This is a genomic window from Bradyrhizobium sp. CCH5-F6 (assembly GCF_001556045.1).
In the GTDB taxonomy this organism is placed as follows: Bacteria; Pseudomonadota; Alphaproteobacteria; order Rhizobiales; family Xanthobacteraceae; genus Bradyrhizobium.
This window is the reverse complement of the sequence record NZ_LSIC01000136.1, coordinates 1-16009: the sequence shown is the minus strand read 5'-3', so window position 1 is coordinate 16009 and position 16009 is coordinate 1. Positions and strand designations below refer to the sequence as shown.

General features: G+C 59.3%; 14 protein-coding genes, 1 tRNA gene and 3 pseudogenes. 10 read left to right on the top strand and 8 right to left on the bottom strand.

The genetic code is table 11. The features are described from left to right. Positions 1 to 46 precede the first annotated feature (46 nt). Positions 47 to 784 (bottom strand): annotated as a pseudogene (locus tag AX729_RS24715) (ArdC family protein); the annotation flags it as partial. Between the two features lie 116 nt (positions 785 to 900). Here AX729_RS24715 and AX729_RS41255 point away from each other — a divergent pair. Further along, positions 901 to 1113 (top strand): annotated as a pseudogene (locus tag AX729_RS41255) (hypothetical protein); the annotation flags it as partial. A gap of 601 nt (positions 1114 to 1714) precedes the next feature. Here the strand turns inward: AX729_RS41255 and AX729_RS24710 are convergent. From AX729_RS24710 to AX729_RS24705, 4 genes are all read right to left on the bottom strand, one after another. Then, positions 1715 to 2755, bottom strand: coding sequence for an IS110 family RNA-guided transposase (locus AX729_RS24710; RefSeq protein ID WP_061026840.1), 1041 nt, complete (start codon positions 2753 to 2755; stop codon positions 1715 to 1717). A gap of 137 nt (positions 2756 to 2892) precedes the next feature. Continuing rightward, positions 2893 to 3075, bottom strand: coding sequence for a hypothetical protein (locus AX729_RS38905; RefSeq protein ID WP_021075702.1), 183 nt, complete (start codon positions 3073 to 3075; stop codon positions 2893 to 2895). Positions 3076 to 3497: 422 nt separating this feature from the next. Continuing rightward, positions 3498 to 3725 carry a hypothetical protein gene (locus AX729_RS38900; RefSeq protein WP_082770528.1) on the bottom strand — a complete coding sequence of 76 codons (228 nt, stop codon included), beginning with the start codon at positions 3723 to 3725 and terminating at the stop codon, positions 3498 to 3500. Positions 3726 to 3788: 63 nt separating this feature from the next. Then, positions 3789 to 4910: an IS630 family transposase gene (locus AX729_RS24705; protein ID WP_021075700.1), complete on the bottom strand. Its 1122-nt coding sequence runs from the start codon at positions 4908 to 4910 to the stop codon at positions 3789 to 3791. A gap of 38 nt (positions 4911 to 4948) precedes the next feature. Here AX729_RS24705 and AX729_RS24700 point away from each other — a divergent pair, with 38 nt between their 5' ends. From AX729_RS24700 to AX729_RS24680, 5 genes and pseudogenes are all read left to right on the top strand, one after another. Continuing rightward, the gene (locus AX729_RS24700) at positions 4949 to 5230 is read left to right on the top strand and encodes a LexA family protein (protein WP_021075699.1); all 282 of its coding nucleotides are present in this window, start codon (positions 4949 to 4951) and stop codon (positions 5228 to 5230) included. A gap of 140 nt (positions 5231 to 5370) precedes the next feature. After that, on the top strand, positions 5371 to 5577 hold the full coding sequence (locus AX729_RS24695; protein ID WP_021075698.1) for a hypothetical protein: 207 nt from the start codon (positions 5371 to 5373) through the stop codon (positions 5575 to 5577). A gap of 22 nt (positions 5578 to 5599) precedes the next feature. Continuing rightward, positions 5600 to 5896 (top strand): hypothetical protein, encoded by a 297-nt coding sequence (locus AX729_RS24690; protein ID WP_035649268.1) that lies wholly within the window; start codon positions 5600 to 5602, stop codon positions 5894 to 5896. A 151-nt stretch (positions 5897 to 6047) separates the two neighbouring features. Beyond that, a pseudogene (locus tag AX729_RS40635) lies at positions 6048 to 6734 on the top strand (SOS response-associated peptidase family protein). 428 nt (positions 6735 to 7162) lie between these two features. Beyond that, positions 7163 to 7417, top strand: coding sequence for a hypothetical protein (locus AX729_RS24680; protein ID WP_021075695.1), 255 nt, complete (start codon positions 7163 to 7165; stop codon positions 7415 to 7417). Between the two features lie 390 nt (positions 7418 to 7807). Here the strand turns inward: AX729_RS24680 and AX729_RS24675 are convergent, their stop codons facing one another. Beyond that, positions 7808 to 10492, bottom strand: coding sequence for an AAA family ATPase (locus tag AX729_RS24675; protein WP_061026839.1), 2685 nt, complete (start codon positions 10490 to 10492; stop codon positions 7808 to 7810). Between the two features lie 127 nt (positions 10493 to 10619). Between AX729_RS24675 and AX729_RS41675 the strand changes: the two genes are divergently transcribed. The 4 genes from AX729_RS41675 (at position 10620) to AX729_RS24655 (ending at position 15300) form a co-directional block, all read left to right on the top strand. Then, complete coding sequence (locus AX729_RS41675; protein ID WP_349643769.1) at positions 10620 to 10832, top strand: type II toxin-antitoxin system RelE/ParE family toxin; 213 nt, start codon at positions 10620 to 10622, stop codon at positions 10830 to 10832. 79 nt (positions 10833 to 10911) lie between these two features. Then, positions 10912 to 11076, top strand: coding sequence for an XRE family transcriptional regulator (locus AX729_RS41845; protein WP_502686917.1), 165 nt, complete (start codon positions 10912 to 10914; stop codon positions 11074 to 11076). A gap of 16 nt (positions 11077 to 11092) precedes the next feature. Next, positions 11093 to 12406: a DUF2130 domain-containing protein gene (locus AX729_RS24660; protein WP_021075692.1), complete on the top strand. Its 1314-nt coding sequence runs from the start codon at positions 11093 to 11095 to the stop codon at positions 12404 to 12406. Continuing rightward, a complete protein-coding gene (locus tag AX729_RS24655) occupies positions 12403 to 15300 on the top strand; it encodes a class I SAM-dependent DNA methyltransferase (protein WP_021075691.1) in 2898 nt (965 codons plus the stop codon). The genes AX729_RS24660 and AX729_RS24655 overlap by 4 nt, the downstream gene beginning before the upstream one ends. A gap of 60 nt (positions 15301 to 15360) precedes the next feature. Here the strand turns inward: AX729_RS24655 and AX729_RS24650 are convergent. Then, positions 15361 to 15467 (bottom strand) — tRNA-OTHER (locus AX729_RS24650). 7 nt (positions 15468 to 15474) lie between these two features. Then, positions 15475 to 16009: helix-turn-helix domain-containing protein (locus tag AX729_RS24645; protein WP_210183198.1), on the bottom strand; the 535-nt coding region annotated here is incomplete at its 5' end.

The window sequence follows — 16009 nt, the reverse complement described above, 5'->3', positions numbered from 1 at the left end:
GCGGCTCCATGCCTGATTCTGAGACAGGATCACAGAGTCAAGATAAGGCGACCAGCTCTTCGCGCGCGTATGATTTTGAGCCGAACGAACCGGTGTGGTCGCGGTTGAGGCGGGATGCCTGGCCGGTCCAATGACCGAGCTCATGGAAAGCGGTCCGGTGCCAGTTGATCGGTTCGAAATAGGCAGCCGGCGGCGGCACCTGTACGAAATCGCCCGTCGTGTTGTAGTAGGCGCGCGCACCGCCGATGCGGAAATCCGCGCCGGTCGCCGCGATCAAGGCCTCGGCTCGCGGCTCAATCTGGCCTGGTGGCGGCGGGACCACCAAAGCAGCGACATCCTCGGGCAAGCCATCGCATTGATCCGTGTTAAAGACGGTAAAGCGCTTGAGAAACGGGATGGCACCCGGCTCCTCGCCGGCCTCCGTGGCGCGCCGACGTTCGTCGTCTGGGGTGAAGCGATCGGCATAGACGACGGTCGTTCCCCGCTCGCCCTTTCTGACATGGCCGCCGAGCCGGAGTGCCTGGCGGAAGGTAAGCCAGCTCTGTCCCGAAAAGCCGTGCTCGATAACGGCACCCCATAGGATCAGCACGTTAATCCCGGAATATCCGCGCTGCGTCGACGCGTTGCGCGGCATCGCGAGCGGCGCCTTGATCGACGCCGTCCCCCAGGGCTGAACCCACGGAAAACGGCCGGCCTCCAGCTCGGCTATGATCTTGTCAGTGATTTCGGTGTAAAGGCTCGTTCGGTCGTTGCCGGCACGAACTCGGGCGGTATGTCCAGACATCGCGGTTCTCCGCGACGGGCGCCGGAGGCCTCTCCCCCGATCTTCAACCCGTCGCGTCGGACCCGGCCCGCACTCTCACTCTCCGCGACGGTGACGGGGACACGGAGCGCGCATTCGCCGTAAATGGAGGCCACCCCTGGCTTGAGATCAGGTGCGCGCGCTGCAAGACGCCGAGCGAGGTCAACCTCGCGGCGGTGAAGCATCCGCCGGCCACCTTCGTGCACGATCTCGCCAGCCGGCTGCGCCGCCGCAAATGCGCCAAGGCGGGCCGACGCCCCGCGACGACCCCAATACAATTGGCTTGGCAGCCACGCCACCCTCGAACCGAAGAACCGAGCACACCGTTGGCACGCGCAGAGTTGCCATACGACTGGTCAGCGCCGTCCCTTTGAGGCCGAAGCGCAGCGGAGGCAAGAGAGAAGGCAGCCGACGAAGGGGCAGTGATAGCGACGCGGGCATGCAATGCCCGCGGGCACCGAGGCGACTGCAGTCGCGAGACCGGTTAACAAGGCACCCGCGTTCGGGGCAGTGATAGCGGCGCCGGCATGCAATGCCGGCGGCCCCTAACGCGAGAGCCTCCGGCGAGCGACACCGTATCGCGCAAGGGATCGAAGCCGGGACGGCCGAGAAGCGTCAGCGGCTCGGTTCATATGTGGACGGCCCCCGACTTGCAAGGATTGGCTCTGGCAGCATGCTCGGATCGCTTGCGCTCATATGTCCGGCCTGTTTTCAGGTCTTGCGACCACTGGCCAAGATGGGCTTCGCGGACAGTGAGATCCAAACACGAGAGCGGCATTTTCTGCCGGTAAACCGAGCGGAGCATTTCACTGACCGGCTCGCGCCGAACGTACCACCTCTTCCTGTCCTGCAAGTTCCGCCCCCAGCGTCAAACCTGCCGGTCTGGCGCCAAGCTCTGCATTTCGTTCAAGTCTATGTCGGCATCGGCATGACGTTGCTTGCAGGTCGGTACCGCTCGCCGCTGACCATCAGTTTCCAGGCGATCCGCGCCAGCTTGTTTGCCAACGCTATGGCCACCAGCTTCGGCGGCTTGCGTGCGATGATGTCTTTCAGCCAAGGCCAGGAGCGACTTTCCCGTCGGCGCATATCTGCGATCACAGCCGTCGCGCCGGCCACCAAAACGGTTCGCAACATGCCGTCACCGGCGCGTGTAATCACGCCAAGCCGGTTCTTTCCGGCCGTCGAGTGATTCTTTGGTGTCAGGCCAAGCCAGGCGGCAAAATTTCTTGCCGACTTGAACGCGCGTGCATCCACGACCTTGATCGACAGCAGCGTCGCGCCGATCGGACCAACGCCCGGAATAGCCGCCAGCCGTCGGCTCATCTCGTTACTCCGGTGTAGTTGCATGAGCTTCTTGTCGAGCTTGGCGATCTGGTCATCGACGCGCGTCAGTTCTGTTGCCAAAGCGTCCACCAACTCCTTCGTCAACTCCGGGACTGTCGCGTCAGCCTGAATGTCGATCAGCAATTGTTGAAGCCGCGAAAGTCCCTTGGGCGCTGTAAAGCTGAATTCCGCGGCATAGCCGCGGATCGAGTTGGCGAGCTGGGTCCGCCTACCGATGAACTGGTTGCGCACGCGCGCCACCATCTGTGCGCCCTGCTGCTCGGGGCTTTTGATAGGCACAAAGTTTTTGCGCAGTTTCGGCCGGCTTGCCGCCTCGCAAATTGCCTCGGCGTCCGCAGCGTCGGATTTCCCGCGCTGCACATACGGTTTGACATATTGCGGCGGGATCATCACCACCTCGTGCCCGAGCGATTGCAACTCCCGCGCCCAATAGTGCGATGCCCCGCACGCCTCCATCGCGACAAGCGCAGGCGGCAAACGACTGAAGAACTCCAAAACCTGTCCGCGCCTCAACTTACGCCGTAAAACCGGCTGCTCGGTCCCGTCAACGCCATGCAACTGAAATACGCTCTTTGACGTATCCAAACCGATGCGAACAATCGTTTCCACGGGCGGCTCCTTCGTTTGGGTCAGCGACGACCTCATCTTGCCACGCAGTGTGGCGGAAGGGGGCCGTCCACCCCAACACGAGAGCCCGGTCCGCGGCTAGCGGATGCGCACAAGCAGAGAATCCGCCTAGACTTGAGCTAAATTTCCTCGCGCGAATTCGTCTGCGCGTCATAGATCCTGATCTGAAGCATGGGAAAACGTTTCTTTAGTTCTTCTCCACCTGCCCTTGCGCCGTCTTTGGTTGCAAATTCGGTTTTGAGTCGGCCGTCCACTTCGAGCGCATAACCAGAAGCCGGCAGTTCACGGTTGGCTGCAACCATTTTTGTCCTTTTGGTGCAGTGAGGCGGTTGAGATTGATGGGTTAGCGTGAGTCGCCCAAACCACGCCAGAGCCACCTGCGCGACTGTGGGGATAGGTCACCGTCGTTGTGGATTGAACGCGCCGCACTGGAGTTCATCAGCGATGGGCATTTGCGTCGTCCGAACAGTCGGAGGGCTTTCCGTTTGCGCGGATCTAGCCGCGGTAAAGTCATAGATTCCCCGGCCGCCGCGTTTGGCGTCGCGCTAAACGCCATCATATCTGCGCTTCGTGTTGTCCGACGAAGGGGCCAGGCTGAGGCGGTCTTAACTTTCTGATGGCGACTGTTCACGCGCGGGCGTTGAAATGGCTTATCAGGATGGCAATCCCGATCACCACCACAAGTCCGACCAAACCCATAATCACTGCCGATAGCATGGCTCCCCTACCGCCTATTCGACGCCAAGCTCTTTAATGGCGAGGGGGATAATTGTTTCGCGTCGCGAACGCCGCGCTGACCAAGTTCAATAACTATTTTGGCGATCAATTCTGCGATGGGATCACCGCGATCAACCAAGCTGAGCTTGCGCAAGGTGCGCTCATAAGCATTGGTCAAAACCGCTATTTCATCCGGGCCCAGCGGAGAATTTTGTAGTAGGCGATAGATGGGCATCGATGCACACCCCCGCACAAGTTCCTTCTACCACAGAACCATGCTAGTGGTTCATCACAGTGATTATGACTCTTTGGCGGTGGCTGGATAGGCGCGGCCGAGTTTGGTGCGGGCTTTGTCTGTTGTGAACATCCATTTGATGCGGGCTCGGGTTTTATTCCGCCTCTTTTGCCATGCTGCGATCTCGTTTCGGAGCCTTTTGGGATCGTCGATGCGGCGGCCGAGACACTGACGCTGTAGCACGGTGATCTCGCACTCGACCATATTGAGCCAACTGGCGTGCTTCGGGGTGAAGTGGAATTCGAGGCGGCGCAGGATGCGCCGGGCCTCGGCGGGCGCGAAGGCCTCATACAGCGCCCCAGGCTTGTGGATCGACAAATTGTCCTGCACGACACGGATGCAGGCGGCGTCGGGATAATGGACGTCGACGAGATCACGCATGCAGTGGGCGTAGTCCACGGCGGCGCGGCGGTCGGTGACCTTGACGTTGCGCCAGCCCCGATGTGGATCGAAGGTGACGAAGAGATTGGCGGTGCCGTTGCGGCGATACTCGTAATCGTAGCGCTCGCGCTGTCCCGGTTGGGCCGGGACCGGCTGGCGCACCTCGCCGATCAGCTGGATGGGGGTCTCGTCGAAGCAGACCAGCGGCCGGGCGGGATTCTGCGTCTCGGCGTAGAGGTCGAGCACGTCCTCCATGCGGGCAACGTATTCGCCGTCGACATGGGGAATGCACCACATGTCCCTGCGCCACGGCTTGAGGTCGTTCTCGGCCAGCCGGCGACGCACGGTCTCGCCCGACAGACTGTTGTGATCGGTGAGCTTGACCATCGTGTCGGCCAGCAGCGTCAGCGTCCAGCGTTTGCAGCCAGCGGGCGGCTTGGCGCATGCGGTCGCCACCAGCAGGGCTTCCTCCTTGCCGGTCAGCTTGCGCTCAGCGCCCGGACGCGGCTCCTCGCTCAGGGCCCGCTCCAGATTGCCTTCCACGAAGCGGCGCCTGGTCCGGCCGACGGTGGAGAGGCTGACACTCACGGTCCGGGCAATCTCCTCGTCGCGGCAGCCTCCATCGGCCGCCAGTAAAATCTGCGCCCGCTTAAGCTTGCGGGCGGCGTTCTTGCCGCTGCCGAGCATCTCCGTCAGTTCGTCGCGCTCGGCTTGGCTCAATTCGACCCGATAACGTACATTCATGCTTTGCCTCCTTGTCGGAGGCCGGGACGAATCCAACGATGAGTCAAAAATCAGGCGCGCGCCTCACCGAGAAGCAGGGTTATTACCTGGCCTTCATCCATACCTACGCCCACATGTTCGGACGTCCACCCGCTGAAGCCGACATCCAGCGCCACTTCCGCGTCAGCCCGCCTTCGGTCCACCAGATGATCGTCACCCTCGAACGAAACGGCTTCATCCGACGTCAACCCGGCGTCCCCAGAAGCATCGAAATCCTCGTGCCGCCGGAAACCCTGCCGATCCTCGAATGGCTCGGTATCAAAACGTCAAAATCACTGTGATGAACCACTAGCCGCGGGCAAATTCGAATCAGGCCGACGGAGGCGACCTGGCCCACCTCGTTGGGAGTAGGTCCAGCGCACTTGACTCCACGAGAACAAAATACGAACATGCATCATCGACGGCCAACCAAGATCAGACCATGTCCTCGGTCTCCCAGCCGAACGAACACGACAACGGTCTTGAAGCCGCCGTCGACCAGGCGATCGCCGTCTGCGACGGCGATCCGCGTGCGGCTGTTCGCGCGCTAATCATTGCGAACAATCTCCTGGAATCGGAGATAGCGGAGTTGAGGAACGCCGTATCGCATGCCTACACGCGCGGACGCTTTCGGACCTACACAGGATAGGGTCAGGTGTGGTGAAATAGCGATGAAACATCAGAACACGTGGTCTTTCATCACGGCTGACCAAGCCGAGCAGATGGGAGCCGACATGGCGATCCAGTTCATGCTCATGACGCTATTTCAGCTTCTGTCGGAAATGGCGGATGACCCGCGTGGCTTCCGTACGGATATACATAGGGAACTTACCGATCTCGTGGCGAGCCAAAAGCTGCCACCGATGCCTCGAGATACTGAGCGAAAGGTTCGGGCCGCTGCCGGCAAGATTCTCGACGGCATCGTGATGCGATCATTTGAACAGAACGGGGTGAGGAAGTCATCGTGACGGCTGGACATGCAAACCAAGTGGTGTTCGGTCACGGGAAGTGCCGCGGCCTGGCGATGTCGTTGCCCGCCGAGAGCGACCGCTGAAATGTGCAATCTTTATATGCCGACGTCGGCATAACCTCTATTCGATCACGACAAACTAGGCTGCCATCATCGCGCCGTTTCGCGTCGTGAACCGATACGTTGGCAATCTGGCACCGATGCCGGGGGTGTTTCCGGACTACCAGGCGCCGATCGTCCGCAACGGAGCCAGGGCCGCGAGCTCGCCACCGCGCGGTGGGGAATGCCGTCGTCATCAAAGGCGTTGATGGCCGCCACTAAAAAGCGGGCCGAAGAACTGCAGGCCAAGGGCAAGACCGTCGATTTCAATGAATTGCTCAGAATGGAGCCGGACAACGGCACGACCAACATCCGCAACGTGAAGAGCAAACATTGGACCCGCTGGCTCGGCGTCGAAAACCGCTGCGTGGTACCGTTCAATTCGTTCAGTGAGTTCAACAAGGCCGAAGGCGGCGATATCTGGTTCGCGCTCGATGAGCCCCGTCCCCTCGCCTGCTTCGCCGGCATCTGGATCAACTGAACGTCCGTGCGGAAGGTCAAGGAAGGCGAGACCACGAATGACCTCTACGCATTCCTCACGACGGAGCCGAACGCCGAGATCGGCGCCGTCTACCCGAAGGCGATGCCGGTGATCCTGACGACGCCGGAAGAGGTTGAGACTTGGACGACGGCTCCTTCGGACGAAGCGCTAAAAGCTGCAGCGGCCTCTACCCGACGCGACGCTGCGGATCGTCGCCCGCGGTGTCAAGGAAGACCCGCCCGGGTCGGCGGTATGACGGGCAAAACCAGCGGCCGCTCGTCACGGCAAGGTCACCTATGTCTTGGTCGCGTTATACGCATGCGTCGCCGGGCGGGCTTCGCCTTAAGGCCGCAGGCTCGATCAGCGCGCCAATGCCGCATCGCCTCAGCAGAAAACGGCCCCCCGCAGGAGCATGAGCATAGCGACACCGAAGGCGGCACGCGGGACCGGATGCAGCGACGAGATCGGTAGAGAAGGGTACCCGAAGGGCCGAGGCGCCGCAGGCGGCTCGGAGAGCGAAGCGAGTAGAGCCCGCTTCCGGCGAAGCCGGATGGAGGAAGTTGCCTCCGGCTTCAACGTGAGCTGCTCGACGATATCCCGGTTGAAACCCGTGGACGCAACTGGTTAGGAAATGGCGGATCGTATGTGCCGACGCGCCCCTCACGGGCTAACCAGGAAATTCACATGGCGCGTTGGATGGTGACGGTCTTGGTCACCAAGGACAAAGATCAAATCGGTCACGAAATGTACGCCGTCGCGATCAACGATGCAGCGCAAGCGATAGAGACCGTGTTGAAGGCAGCCGCTGGAGAGGCGGCGGTGGTCAATGGTAGAATCGACGAGACATGGATGAGAAGCGCTCGGCTGAAAGCGGTCGGGATTCTGAAGATACTGGATAATAAGGCCGACCCGCTTACCAGTCGCGTGAAGCGACACTAGTTCCCGAGCACTTGAATGTCTTAACTGCTCTCGATTGTATCGATAGGCAGGAGGCTTGATGTCGAAACCCAGGTGGGCGCCGCGGCATGCGAAATGGGGGCCGGTCAAGCCGGGGTTTTGGCCTATTTGGCACGCCAACAAGGATTCACTGCGGGACAACGGCTATTCTGTCCGAAAGAACGAGGATCGTCAGTGGCAAGTCCGGTTTGTACCCGGCACCTACAAGGGTTGGCCGCCAGTCAAAAAGCCGGAACCAATTTTCGTGCCGGCAGGCATGAAGGCTTCCTGCCCGAACTGCGGACAAACCAGAGTTATTCCGCGCACGGAAGCTCATAAAGATTGCGGCATTTGCGGTGACCGAATTCCGCCCGAGGGTCAATGACCCATGCTTCAAAGAGTGTCAGCTGGCATCGGACTCTTTTCAGAATTGCGGCCTTCGTCCTCGAGTTTTTTCCGGCGGGTATTCGCCGCAACCACATATGAGTTGAGCTTGTTAAAGTCCGCCTCGATCTCCGTGAACTTGGGTAGATCGGCGGGGACGCCTGCGGCTTGATCATGGCCGGAGTACTTGGAGCACCGCGTCATTCCAGCGTACACCGTCTCATAGTCCGACTTGTCGACATGGGCTGCTCTTAATTGCATGGTGGCCACGTTTGGTCGAAATCGCCCGACCACGCCGGCGAATAGAACTTCCTCGATGGTGTGCTCCCAGGTCTCGCGCATCTTGGTGTAGATACTAGTCACAAACGATCGCTCGGCCTCGTCGGCTTCCGAATACGTTGGCTTCTTTGCTTTGAGCAGACCATCGATGATCGGAAGCCTCTTTGTAACGCTCATCGAAACCCACGGTTGCTGGCCGTCATCGATAATGCCGAAGCGTCCGTCACCATGCTTGGCAATCCATTCTTGCCGCAGGGGGACCTTCATATCCTTAGCTTCTTCGAATACGGCGTGATGAAAGAACAGGTTGTGCGTGAAGATGATCACTTGCCTACCGGCTTTTGCCTCTTTCACCAGCCGCTTTGCAACCGCCTCCATCCGGGCGTGGTCAAGCGACGATACCGGATCATCAACGACGATGCCGTGCCTCACGCCGACCTCTTTCAGCTCGGCAAGAAAGCCTGCCAGAGCAAGTGCGCGCTTTTCCCCTTCGCTCAGAATGTCGCTGTTCTTGCCGACCTTCTGCTTCGCCTCCAGCCCGATCTGGACTTTGCTCTTGCCCACCTCTCCCCGGTCAGACAGTTTTAGCGGCAGATGCCCGAGGTCGAGGGCGCCGATCTCGTCCTGAAGGCTATTTTGCAGGGATGTGGTCAAAACCTTGCGCCGCATACGCGTAATGAGCGACGTAATGCCGGCCACCGAACAGGCTGTCGTGCAAGCCTTGGTCTTGACCAGCAGCTCAAGCGAGTTGCGCCGCGCCACGAACGTTTCAATATCGGCGGAGAACTTCTTCCGCGCTTCAAGTTCATCGAGCTTTTGCTGACGCTGAATGCGTTTGGCGGCCTGATCCGGCGTCGGTTTCAGGTCGTCGATCTCTTTCGCGAGGACAGTGGCTTCTGCCACCAGATCGTCGATCACAATGCGGTCTAGATCTGGGAGACCACCAAGACTCGCGTAGTCGACGGCCTTAATGGCTAATGAAGCAAGACTGTGGCGCTCTTGGCTGGCGGTGTAAAACTGGTCAAGCCGATCCACCAGCGCTTGGCGGGGTTTCGATGCTTCGACGAAATTAACCAGCTTGTCCTTGATGTCCTGACCGCCAACGATTTTGAGGTCGAGGATCGCTTTGGCCCTTTCGCCAAAATCCTTTTTGGCGGCCTCAGCGTCGGCATTGGCGCGGCCTTCAACATACGCATCAAAAGCGGCCAAGCGTTCTTGTGCCTGCGCATCGAGCGGCTGATGACAGAGCACGCACGTATTGGCATTAGCCAGCTGGGGCGGCTCAACGGTGGGAAACGCTTCGGCCGCAAAATCGCGCGCATACATCAGCATCTGACGCCAAGTATCGCTGCCCAGCTGCGGGACCGCTGATTCAGCTGCAAGGGCGGAAGCGGCTGCTTTCGCGGCGTCCCGTGACTGAGCAGCCTTCTGCCGCGCCTCTTTCAGGGCCGCTAGGCCATCGTTGCCGAGGGCCTTAAAGATAGCGTTCGCATCGGCGACAAACGTATCGACCGCTGACTTGGCCGCCTCCTTGACCCTCTTAACAAGTGCCGGGTCGCTCCCCAGCTCCAGCTTGATTGCCTGAAGATCAGCCTCGTCCTTCTCCTCCCACACGGCGAAAGACCGCATGGAAGCCTCGTCTGGTAGCTGTTCGTCAGCTTTCAGCCTTGCCAGCATGGTCGAGATTTTCGTGGGCTTGTCATATCCCTGCGGCAATGGGGCCTGGTGGGCTTTGACCAATCGCGCCTCTTCGGCCCTGAAGCGCCCGTCTAGGGTGCGGACCGCCTCAGCGAGATTGGTCAGCAGTGCGAGTTCGAAGGGTAAAAACTCGATGTTGCGCTCAGCGTCGACATAAAGCCCGGCCGCATCACTGTCGAAGACGGATATGCGGCCCAGTTCGGGCGGCGGCGCATTCCGATCATCCCAAACGACGGTACGGGCCTTTTCCCCATCGACACGGAAGGTCAGGGTGACTTCGCGTGGATCGGCTGAGGCCGGCTCGAACACGTTGCCGCGCAAGGTCACGTCATGCAGACAGTGGCAGATTTTCTTGGCGACGCGACAATAGCCACTCTTGCCCGAACCGTTGGCCCCGTAGATGAGTGTGATGCCATTGATAGCAAACTTGATCGGTGGTTGCCCCGCCGCCAGACGGTCGATGTTGCGAAGCGGGCCGATCGAGCCCAGAACGGTGACGGGAGCGAACTTGTTGCCGGCCTTGAGATGCGTCTTTGTCAAGGCAGGCCAGACCGGCGACGTTCCCGCAGCGATCCTTGCGTCCCTCTTTACTGCCTCCTCAAGCTGGTCGAGTTCTTCAGCGTCCAGCTTGGGCTTGGCGGTCAAGAGCCGGATGGCTTCCTGTTGCCAGCTGGGACGTGCCGCACACCAATCAAATAAATCGCTGTCGCCTGTCATGGCCACCCCAATACCGATTGTAGGTATAGATAGATAAAATCATGGATTGTGCAGTGGATGTCTGTCAGGTTGTATTGTCAAGCTGCAGGCTGGGGGCACCCCGTTCCCCGTGGCCGCCTGAAGCGAGATCGGCCAGTCCCTTTTTGAAGCGCAGCTCGGCGAACATCCGCGCAATGCGAAGCCGCTTAAAGGCTTCAGCGGTGTACTGGAGATTCGCGACAACTTTGACGGCGATACCTATCGGACGGCCTACACAACGCGGCTGGAGGGTCCTGTACGTCCTGCACGCGTTTCAGAAGAAATCCACCAGGGGAATTGCCACACCGCAAAGGCACGTTGACCTGATTCGGCAACGCCTGCGGGACGCCGAGTCTATTTATAAGGCAACAAAAGGAGACCGAGCCGCTAGACTGGTCGAAATGAAACAACCTGACTTATCCAAGCTGCTCCGGGGTCAATTTAAGCTGGTTTCAGTGGAAAAGCTGATGCGGATGCTGACAGCGTTCGACCAGGATGTCGAAATAACGGTAAAGCCGCACAGGAAGCGCGGCGAGGCCGGCCGGATCACGTTCATTCCGGCCTAAAGGTACTGGGGGGTTCATGTCATTCAAAGCAACCGTGGCTGGAACTGCGCACGAACCCCTCCTCAACTGCCCCAATTGCAACTACGAAATCCGGCTGACGGAGTCACTGGCGGCCCCCCTCCTCGCGGAGACTCGCCAACGTTTTCAGGAACAGCTTGCCAGCAAGGATGCCGAGGTCGCGCGCAAATCCGAGGAGCTGAGCCAGCAGCGCGAACAGCTCGCTAAGGATCGGGAAACGCTCGATGACCAAGTCAAGCAACGCCTGGCCGCGGAGAGGAGCCAGTTGGTTGCCGCTGAGGCCAAAAAGGCGCGCGAAGCTGCCGCAGCCGAATTGAAGGCGAAGGCAGATGAGACGGCCGAGCTCCGCCAAGCGTTGGAGGCCAACAACCTCAAGCTTGCCGAAGCGCAGCAGGCCCAGGCCGAGCTGATGCGCAAGCAGCGGGCGCTCGATGAGGAAAAGCGTGAACTCGATCTAACCATCGAAAAGCGCGTCCAAGCGTCGGTCGACCAGATTCACGCAAAAGCCCGGCAGGAAGCCGATGAGGCCGCACGGCTGCGGGTTGCGGAGAAAGACCAGACCATAGAGTCGATGACGCGGACCATCGAGGAGCTGAAGCGTAAGGCCGAGCAAGGATCGCAGCAGTCGCAGGGTGAGGTTCTCGAACTTGAGCTTGAGGAACTTCTGAAGAGCCGTTTTCCCATGGACGTCATTGAGCCCGTCGGCAAGGGTGAACTTGGTGCCGATATGATCCAGCAGGTCAATGGCCAGCTTGGCCAGCCTGCTGGCATCATCCTGTGGGAGACCAAGCGCACCAAAGCCTGGAGCGATGGGTGGCTGGCCAAGTTGCGCGACGATCAGCGCCGCTCCGGGGCCGATGTGGCGCTCATCGTTTCTCATACCCTGCCCAAACACATTGAGCATTTTGACCTGGTTGACGGCATATGGGTGGCTCACCCGCGCTGTGCCTTGCCGGTTGCCGTCGCTCTGCGCCAAGCGCTGGTCGACGTGAGCAGCTCTCGTCTCGTCCAGCAAGGGCAGCAGACAAAGATGGAGCAGGTCTACCATTACCTGACCGGAACCAAATTCAAGCAGCGGGTGGAAGCCGTAGTCGAGAAATTCAACGACATGCGCGACGATCTCGATAGGGAACGCAAATTCATGGGGCGCCAGTGGGCCAAGCGCGAGACGCAGATATTGGCGGTCGTCGACTCCACGGTTGGCATGGTCGGAGACCTTCAGGCCATCGCCGGCAAGGCCATGCCGGAGATTCCGAGCCTAGATGTGCAGCTTTTGGAGCATGACGCTGACACCGAGAGAAAAGCGGGATGAGCGAACTCGCAAAGGGAATTGAGGCATTCGTCGCTTACGCAAAAACCCTGAAGGGTGACGAGAAGGGAGAAGCTCAGGTTTTTTGCGACCGGCTATTCCAGGCTTTCGGCCATAAGGGTTACAAAGAGGCCGGTGCCGAACTCGAATACCGAGTGAAAAAGGCTTCAGGCAAAGGAACGAACTTCGCCGACCTGGTGTGGAAGCCGCGACTTCTTATCGAAATGAAGAAGGGCAGCGAAAAGCTGCATCTTCATTACCAACAGGCTTTCGACTACTGGCTGAACGCGGTTCCCAATCGCCCTCGTTACGTCGTTCTGTGCAACTTCAAAGAGTTCTGGATTTACGATTTCGACAAGCAGCTCAACGAGCCCGTGGATATCGTGCGGCTCGAAGACCTGCCGAACCGCTACACGGCGCTAAACTTCCTGTTCGCGGACAATCCGGACCCTCTTTTCGGCAACGACCGCGAAGAGGTTTCGCGTATTGCTGCAGCAAAGGTCGCTCAGCTGTTCCGATCGATGGTCGCACGCGGCGTTCCGCGAGAGCAGGCGCAGCGTTTCGTGTTGCAGGCGGTCGTCGCGATGTTTGCCGAAGACATCGACATGATGCCGGCCGGAACGACCCTGAGACTGGTGCAGGATTGCCTTGAGCACGGGCAAAACTCATACGATGTTTTTGGCGGCCTGTTCCAGCAGATGAACAACAAGACAGCTGCCAAGGGCGGTCGCTACAAAGGCGTTCCCTATTTCAACGGCGGTCTTTTTGCCACGGTTGCGCCCGTCGAGCTGACCAAGAAAGAGCTGGAGCTGCTCGGCAAGAAGGATGAAGGGGCCGCTTGGCAGAACTGGGCCAAGATAAATCCAGCGATCTTCGGCACCATCTTCCAGCAGAGCATGGATAAGGGAGAACGGCACGCCTATGGCGCGCATTTCACTCACGAGGCCGACATTCAACGGATCGTCGGGCCTACGATCGTGCGCCCCTGGCGGGAGCGTATTGACGCCGCAAAGACAATGACGGAGCTGTTGGAGATTAGAAAAGCGCTCCTCAACTTCCGTGTGCTCGATCCGGCCTGTGGCAGCGGCAATTTCCTTTATGTCGCCTACAGAGAGATGGTACGCCTCGAAATCAGACTCATGGCCAGGCTGGACAAAGAGTTCAGCTGGAAGACCATTCAGAAGCAGGCCCAGGCCACGTCACTCATTAGTCCTCGTCAATTTTTTGGCGTTGATCGGGACTCTTTCGGCGTCGAGCTTACAAAAGTCACGCTGATGCTCGCGAAAAAGCTCGCCTTGAACGAGGCCGCCGATGTTCTGGAGCGCGACCAGATCGAATTGCCCTTGGCGGAAGATGATGCTCTTCCTCTCGACAATCTCGACGGAAATATCCTGTGCCGTGACGCGCTGCTGTCAGAATGGCCCGAGGTCGATACGATCATCGGCAATCCGCCGTACCAGAGCAAGAACAAGGCCCAGCAAGAATTCGGACGCGCCTATCTCAACACTATTCGAGGGGCTTTTCCGGATATCGACGGACGGGCCGACTACTGCGTCTACTGGTTTAGGAAAGCGCACGACCAGCTTAAGCCGGGTCAGAGGGCGGGCCTGGTCGGCACAAACACGATTCGCCAGAATTATTCCCGCATCAGCGGCCTTGACCATATCGTCAAGCATGATGGCACGATCACCGAAGCGGTCTCGACTATGCCGTGGTCAGGCGACGCGGTCGTCCACGTATCGATCGTGAACTGGGTAAAGGGCGAGGACGATGGCAAGAAACGCCTATACATCCAGTCGGGAAACGACCCCGCCGGGGGTTGGGACTACAAAGATTTGGAAGAGATCAATACCTCGCTCTCGTTTTCGACTGACGTGAGCCAAGCGGAACGCATCAAGGCGAACGCTGAAAAAGGCGGCTGCTACCAGGGTCAGACACACGGTCACAAGGGTTTCCTTCTAGAGCCGACCGAAGCGAAAGCGATGATGAAGGCCAACAAGGCGAACGCGCAGGTGCTCTTCCCGTTCTTGATCGCCGACGACTTCCTCGGCGCTGTAGACAAACTCGAATGCAGATACGTCATCGACTTTCAGCCGCGCGATCTTTTGAAGGCCAAGGCATTCAAGCAACCGTTTGAGCATCTGGAGCAGACGGTGCTCCCCGCACGGAAGGAAGCGGCAAAGAAGGAGCGTGCACGAAATAAGGAAGCCTTGGACGACGATCCCGAGGCGAAGGTCAACAAGCACCACGAAAACTTTTTAAAGCGCTGGTGGCTGATGTCCTACCCGCGCGAAGACCTGATGCGGACCCTCGCCCCGCTGTCGCGATACATCGTATGTGCACGGGTCACACACCGGCCGATCTTCGAATTTGTTTCGACGGCCATTCATCCGAATGATGCACTGAGCGTGTTCGCGCTGGAAGATGACTACTCTTTCGGTATCCTCCAGTCGGGCATCCATTGGGAGTGGTTCATCAATCGCTGCTCAACGCTGAAGGCAGACTTTCGCTATACGTCGGATACCGTCTTCGACAGCTTCCCCTGGCCTCAGCAGCCGACAACCGAGGCGGTTCGCCTCGTCGCCAAGCGGGCGGTCGAGGTGCGGCGCTTGCGATCACATCTGCGGGCGAAGCATGAGCTTTCACTACGAGAGCTATATCGGGCGATCGAAGGGCCCGGAGAACACGCCCTGAAGAAAGCACATAAAGCGCTGGACGACGCCGTACGCGACGCTTACGGCATGTCCAAGAAGGCCGATGTGTTGGAAGCACTGCTGGAGCTGAACGAAGCTGTCGCCTCGGCTGAAGCCGATGGCAAGCCGGTCGTTGGGCCTGGAATCCCGCCGTCAGCAAAGAAGCTGAAAGACTTGGTCACGACCGACAAACTCACGGTGTAGGACGACCGTGCAATCGCAAATACGATTGCACGATTCAAAGTGAACTAAAAACCGGGGGTATGGACGCGCCGGCAGGGCTTGAACCTGCAACCTCCTGCCCCTACTCTCCAAGTGTCAGCTAGGATTTCAAAGAACGGCAGGGCTCTATCCGGTTGAGCTACGGCGCGAAGCTGGTTAGGCCCCTCCCTTCACAACCGAAAGCTTGGGCTTGCCCTTCCTGCTTGCCCTTGCGGCCTTTGCCTGAATCTTTTCATCACGCTCCTGGATTTTTTCGAGCGCATATGGCTTGGCGGCCGCGATCAGGCCGTCCAGGTGGTAGACATTGGTCTGGCTACCGTTTGCTGAGCTGCGCCGTTCTTCCCGCCTGATTAGTCTAGCCGCTTCCATGGCAGCAATCCTGCGCTGAACGGTCCGCGGTTCGATGTCCATGGCCGCTGCGATGGTTCGCTTGGACGGAAACGGCTTGCCTTCTGCCGTCCACCAATAGGACGCGATGTGCAGGATGATGTTGATGTCGATCGCATCCAGCCCCAGGGCACGCTGGCGTTCAAAGATGACGTTCGGCAGGACCGTCCACCCGGCCTTCATCAAGGTGGCGGTCCACTTCTTTTCGTTGACCTTAAGCTGGGTAACTTCCGGTGCTGGTGCTGTGTTTGCGGATTCCGCTCGATGTCGCCCAGCATTCCGAGATGATCTCGCCCACCATTCC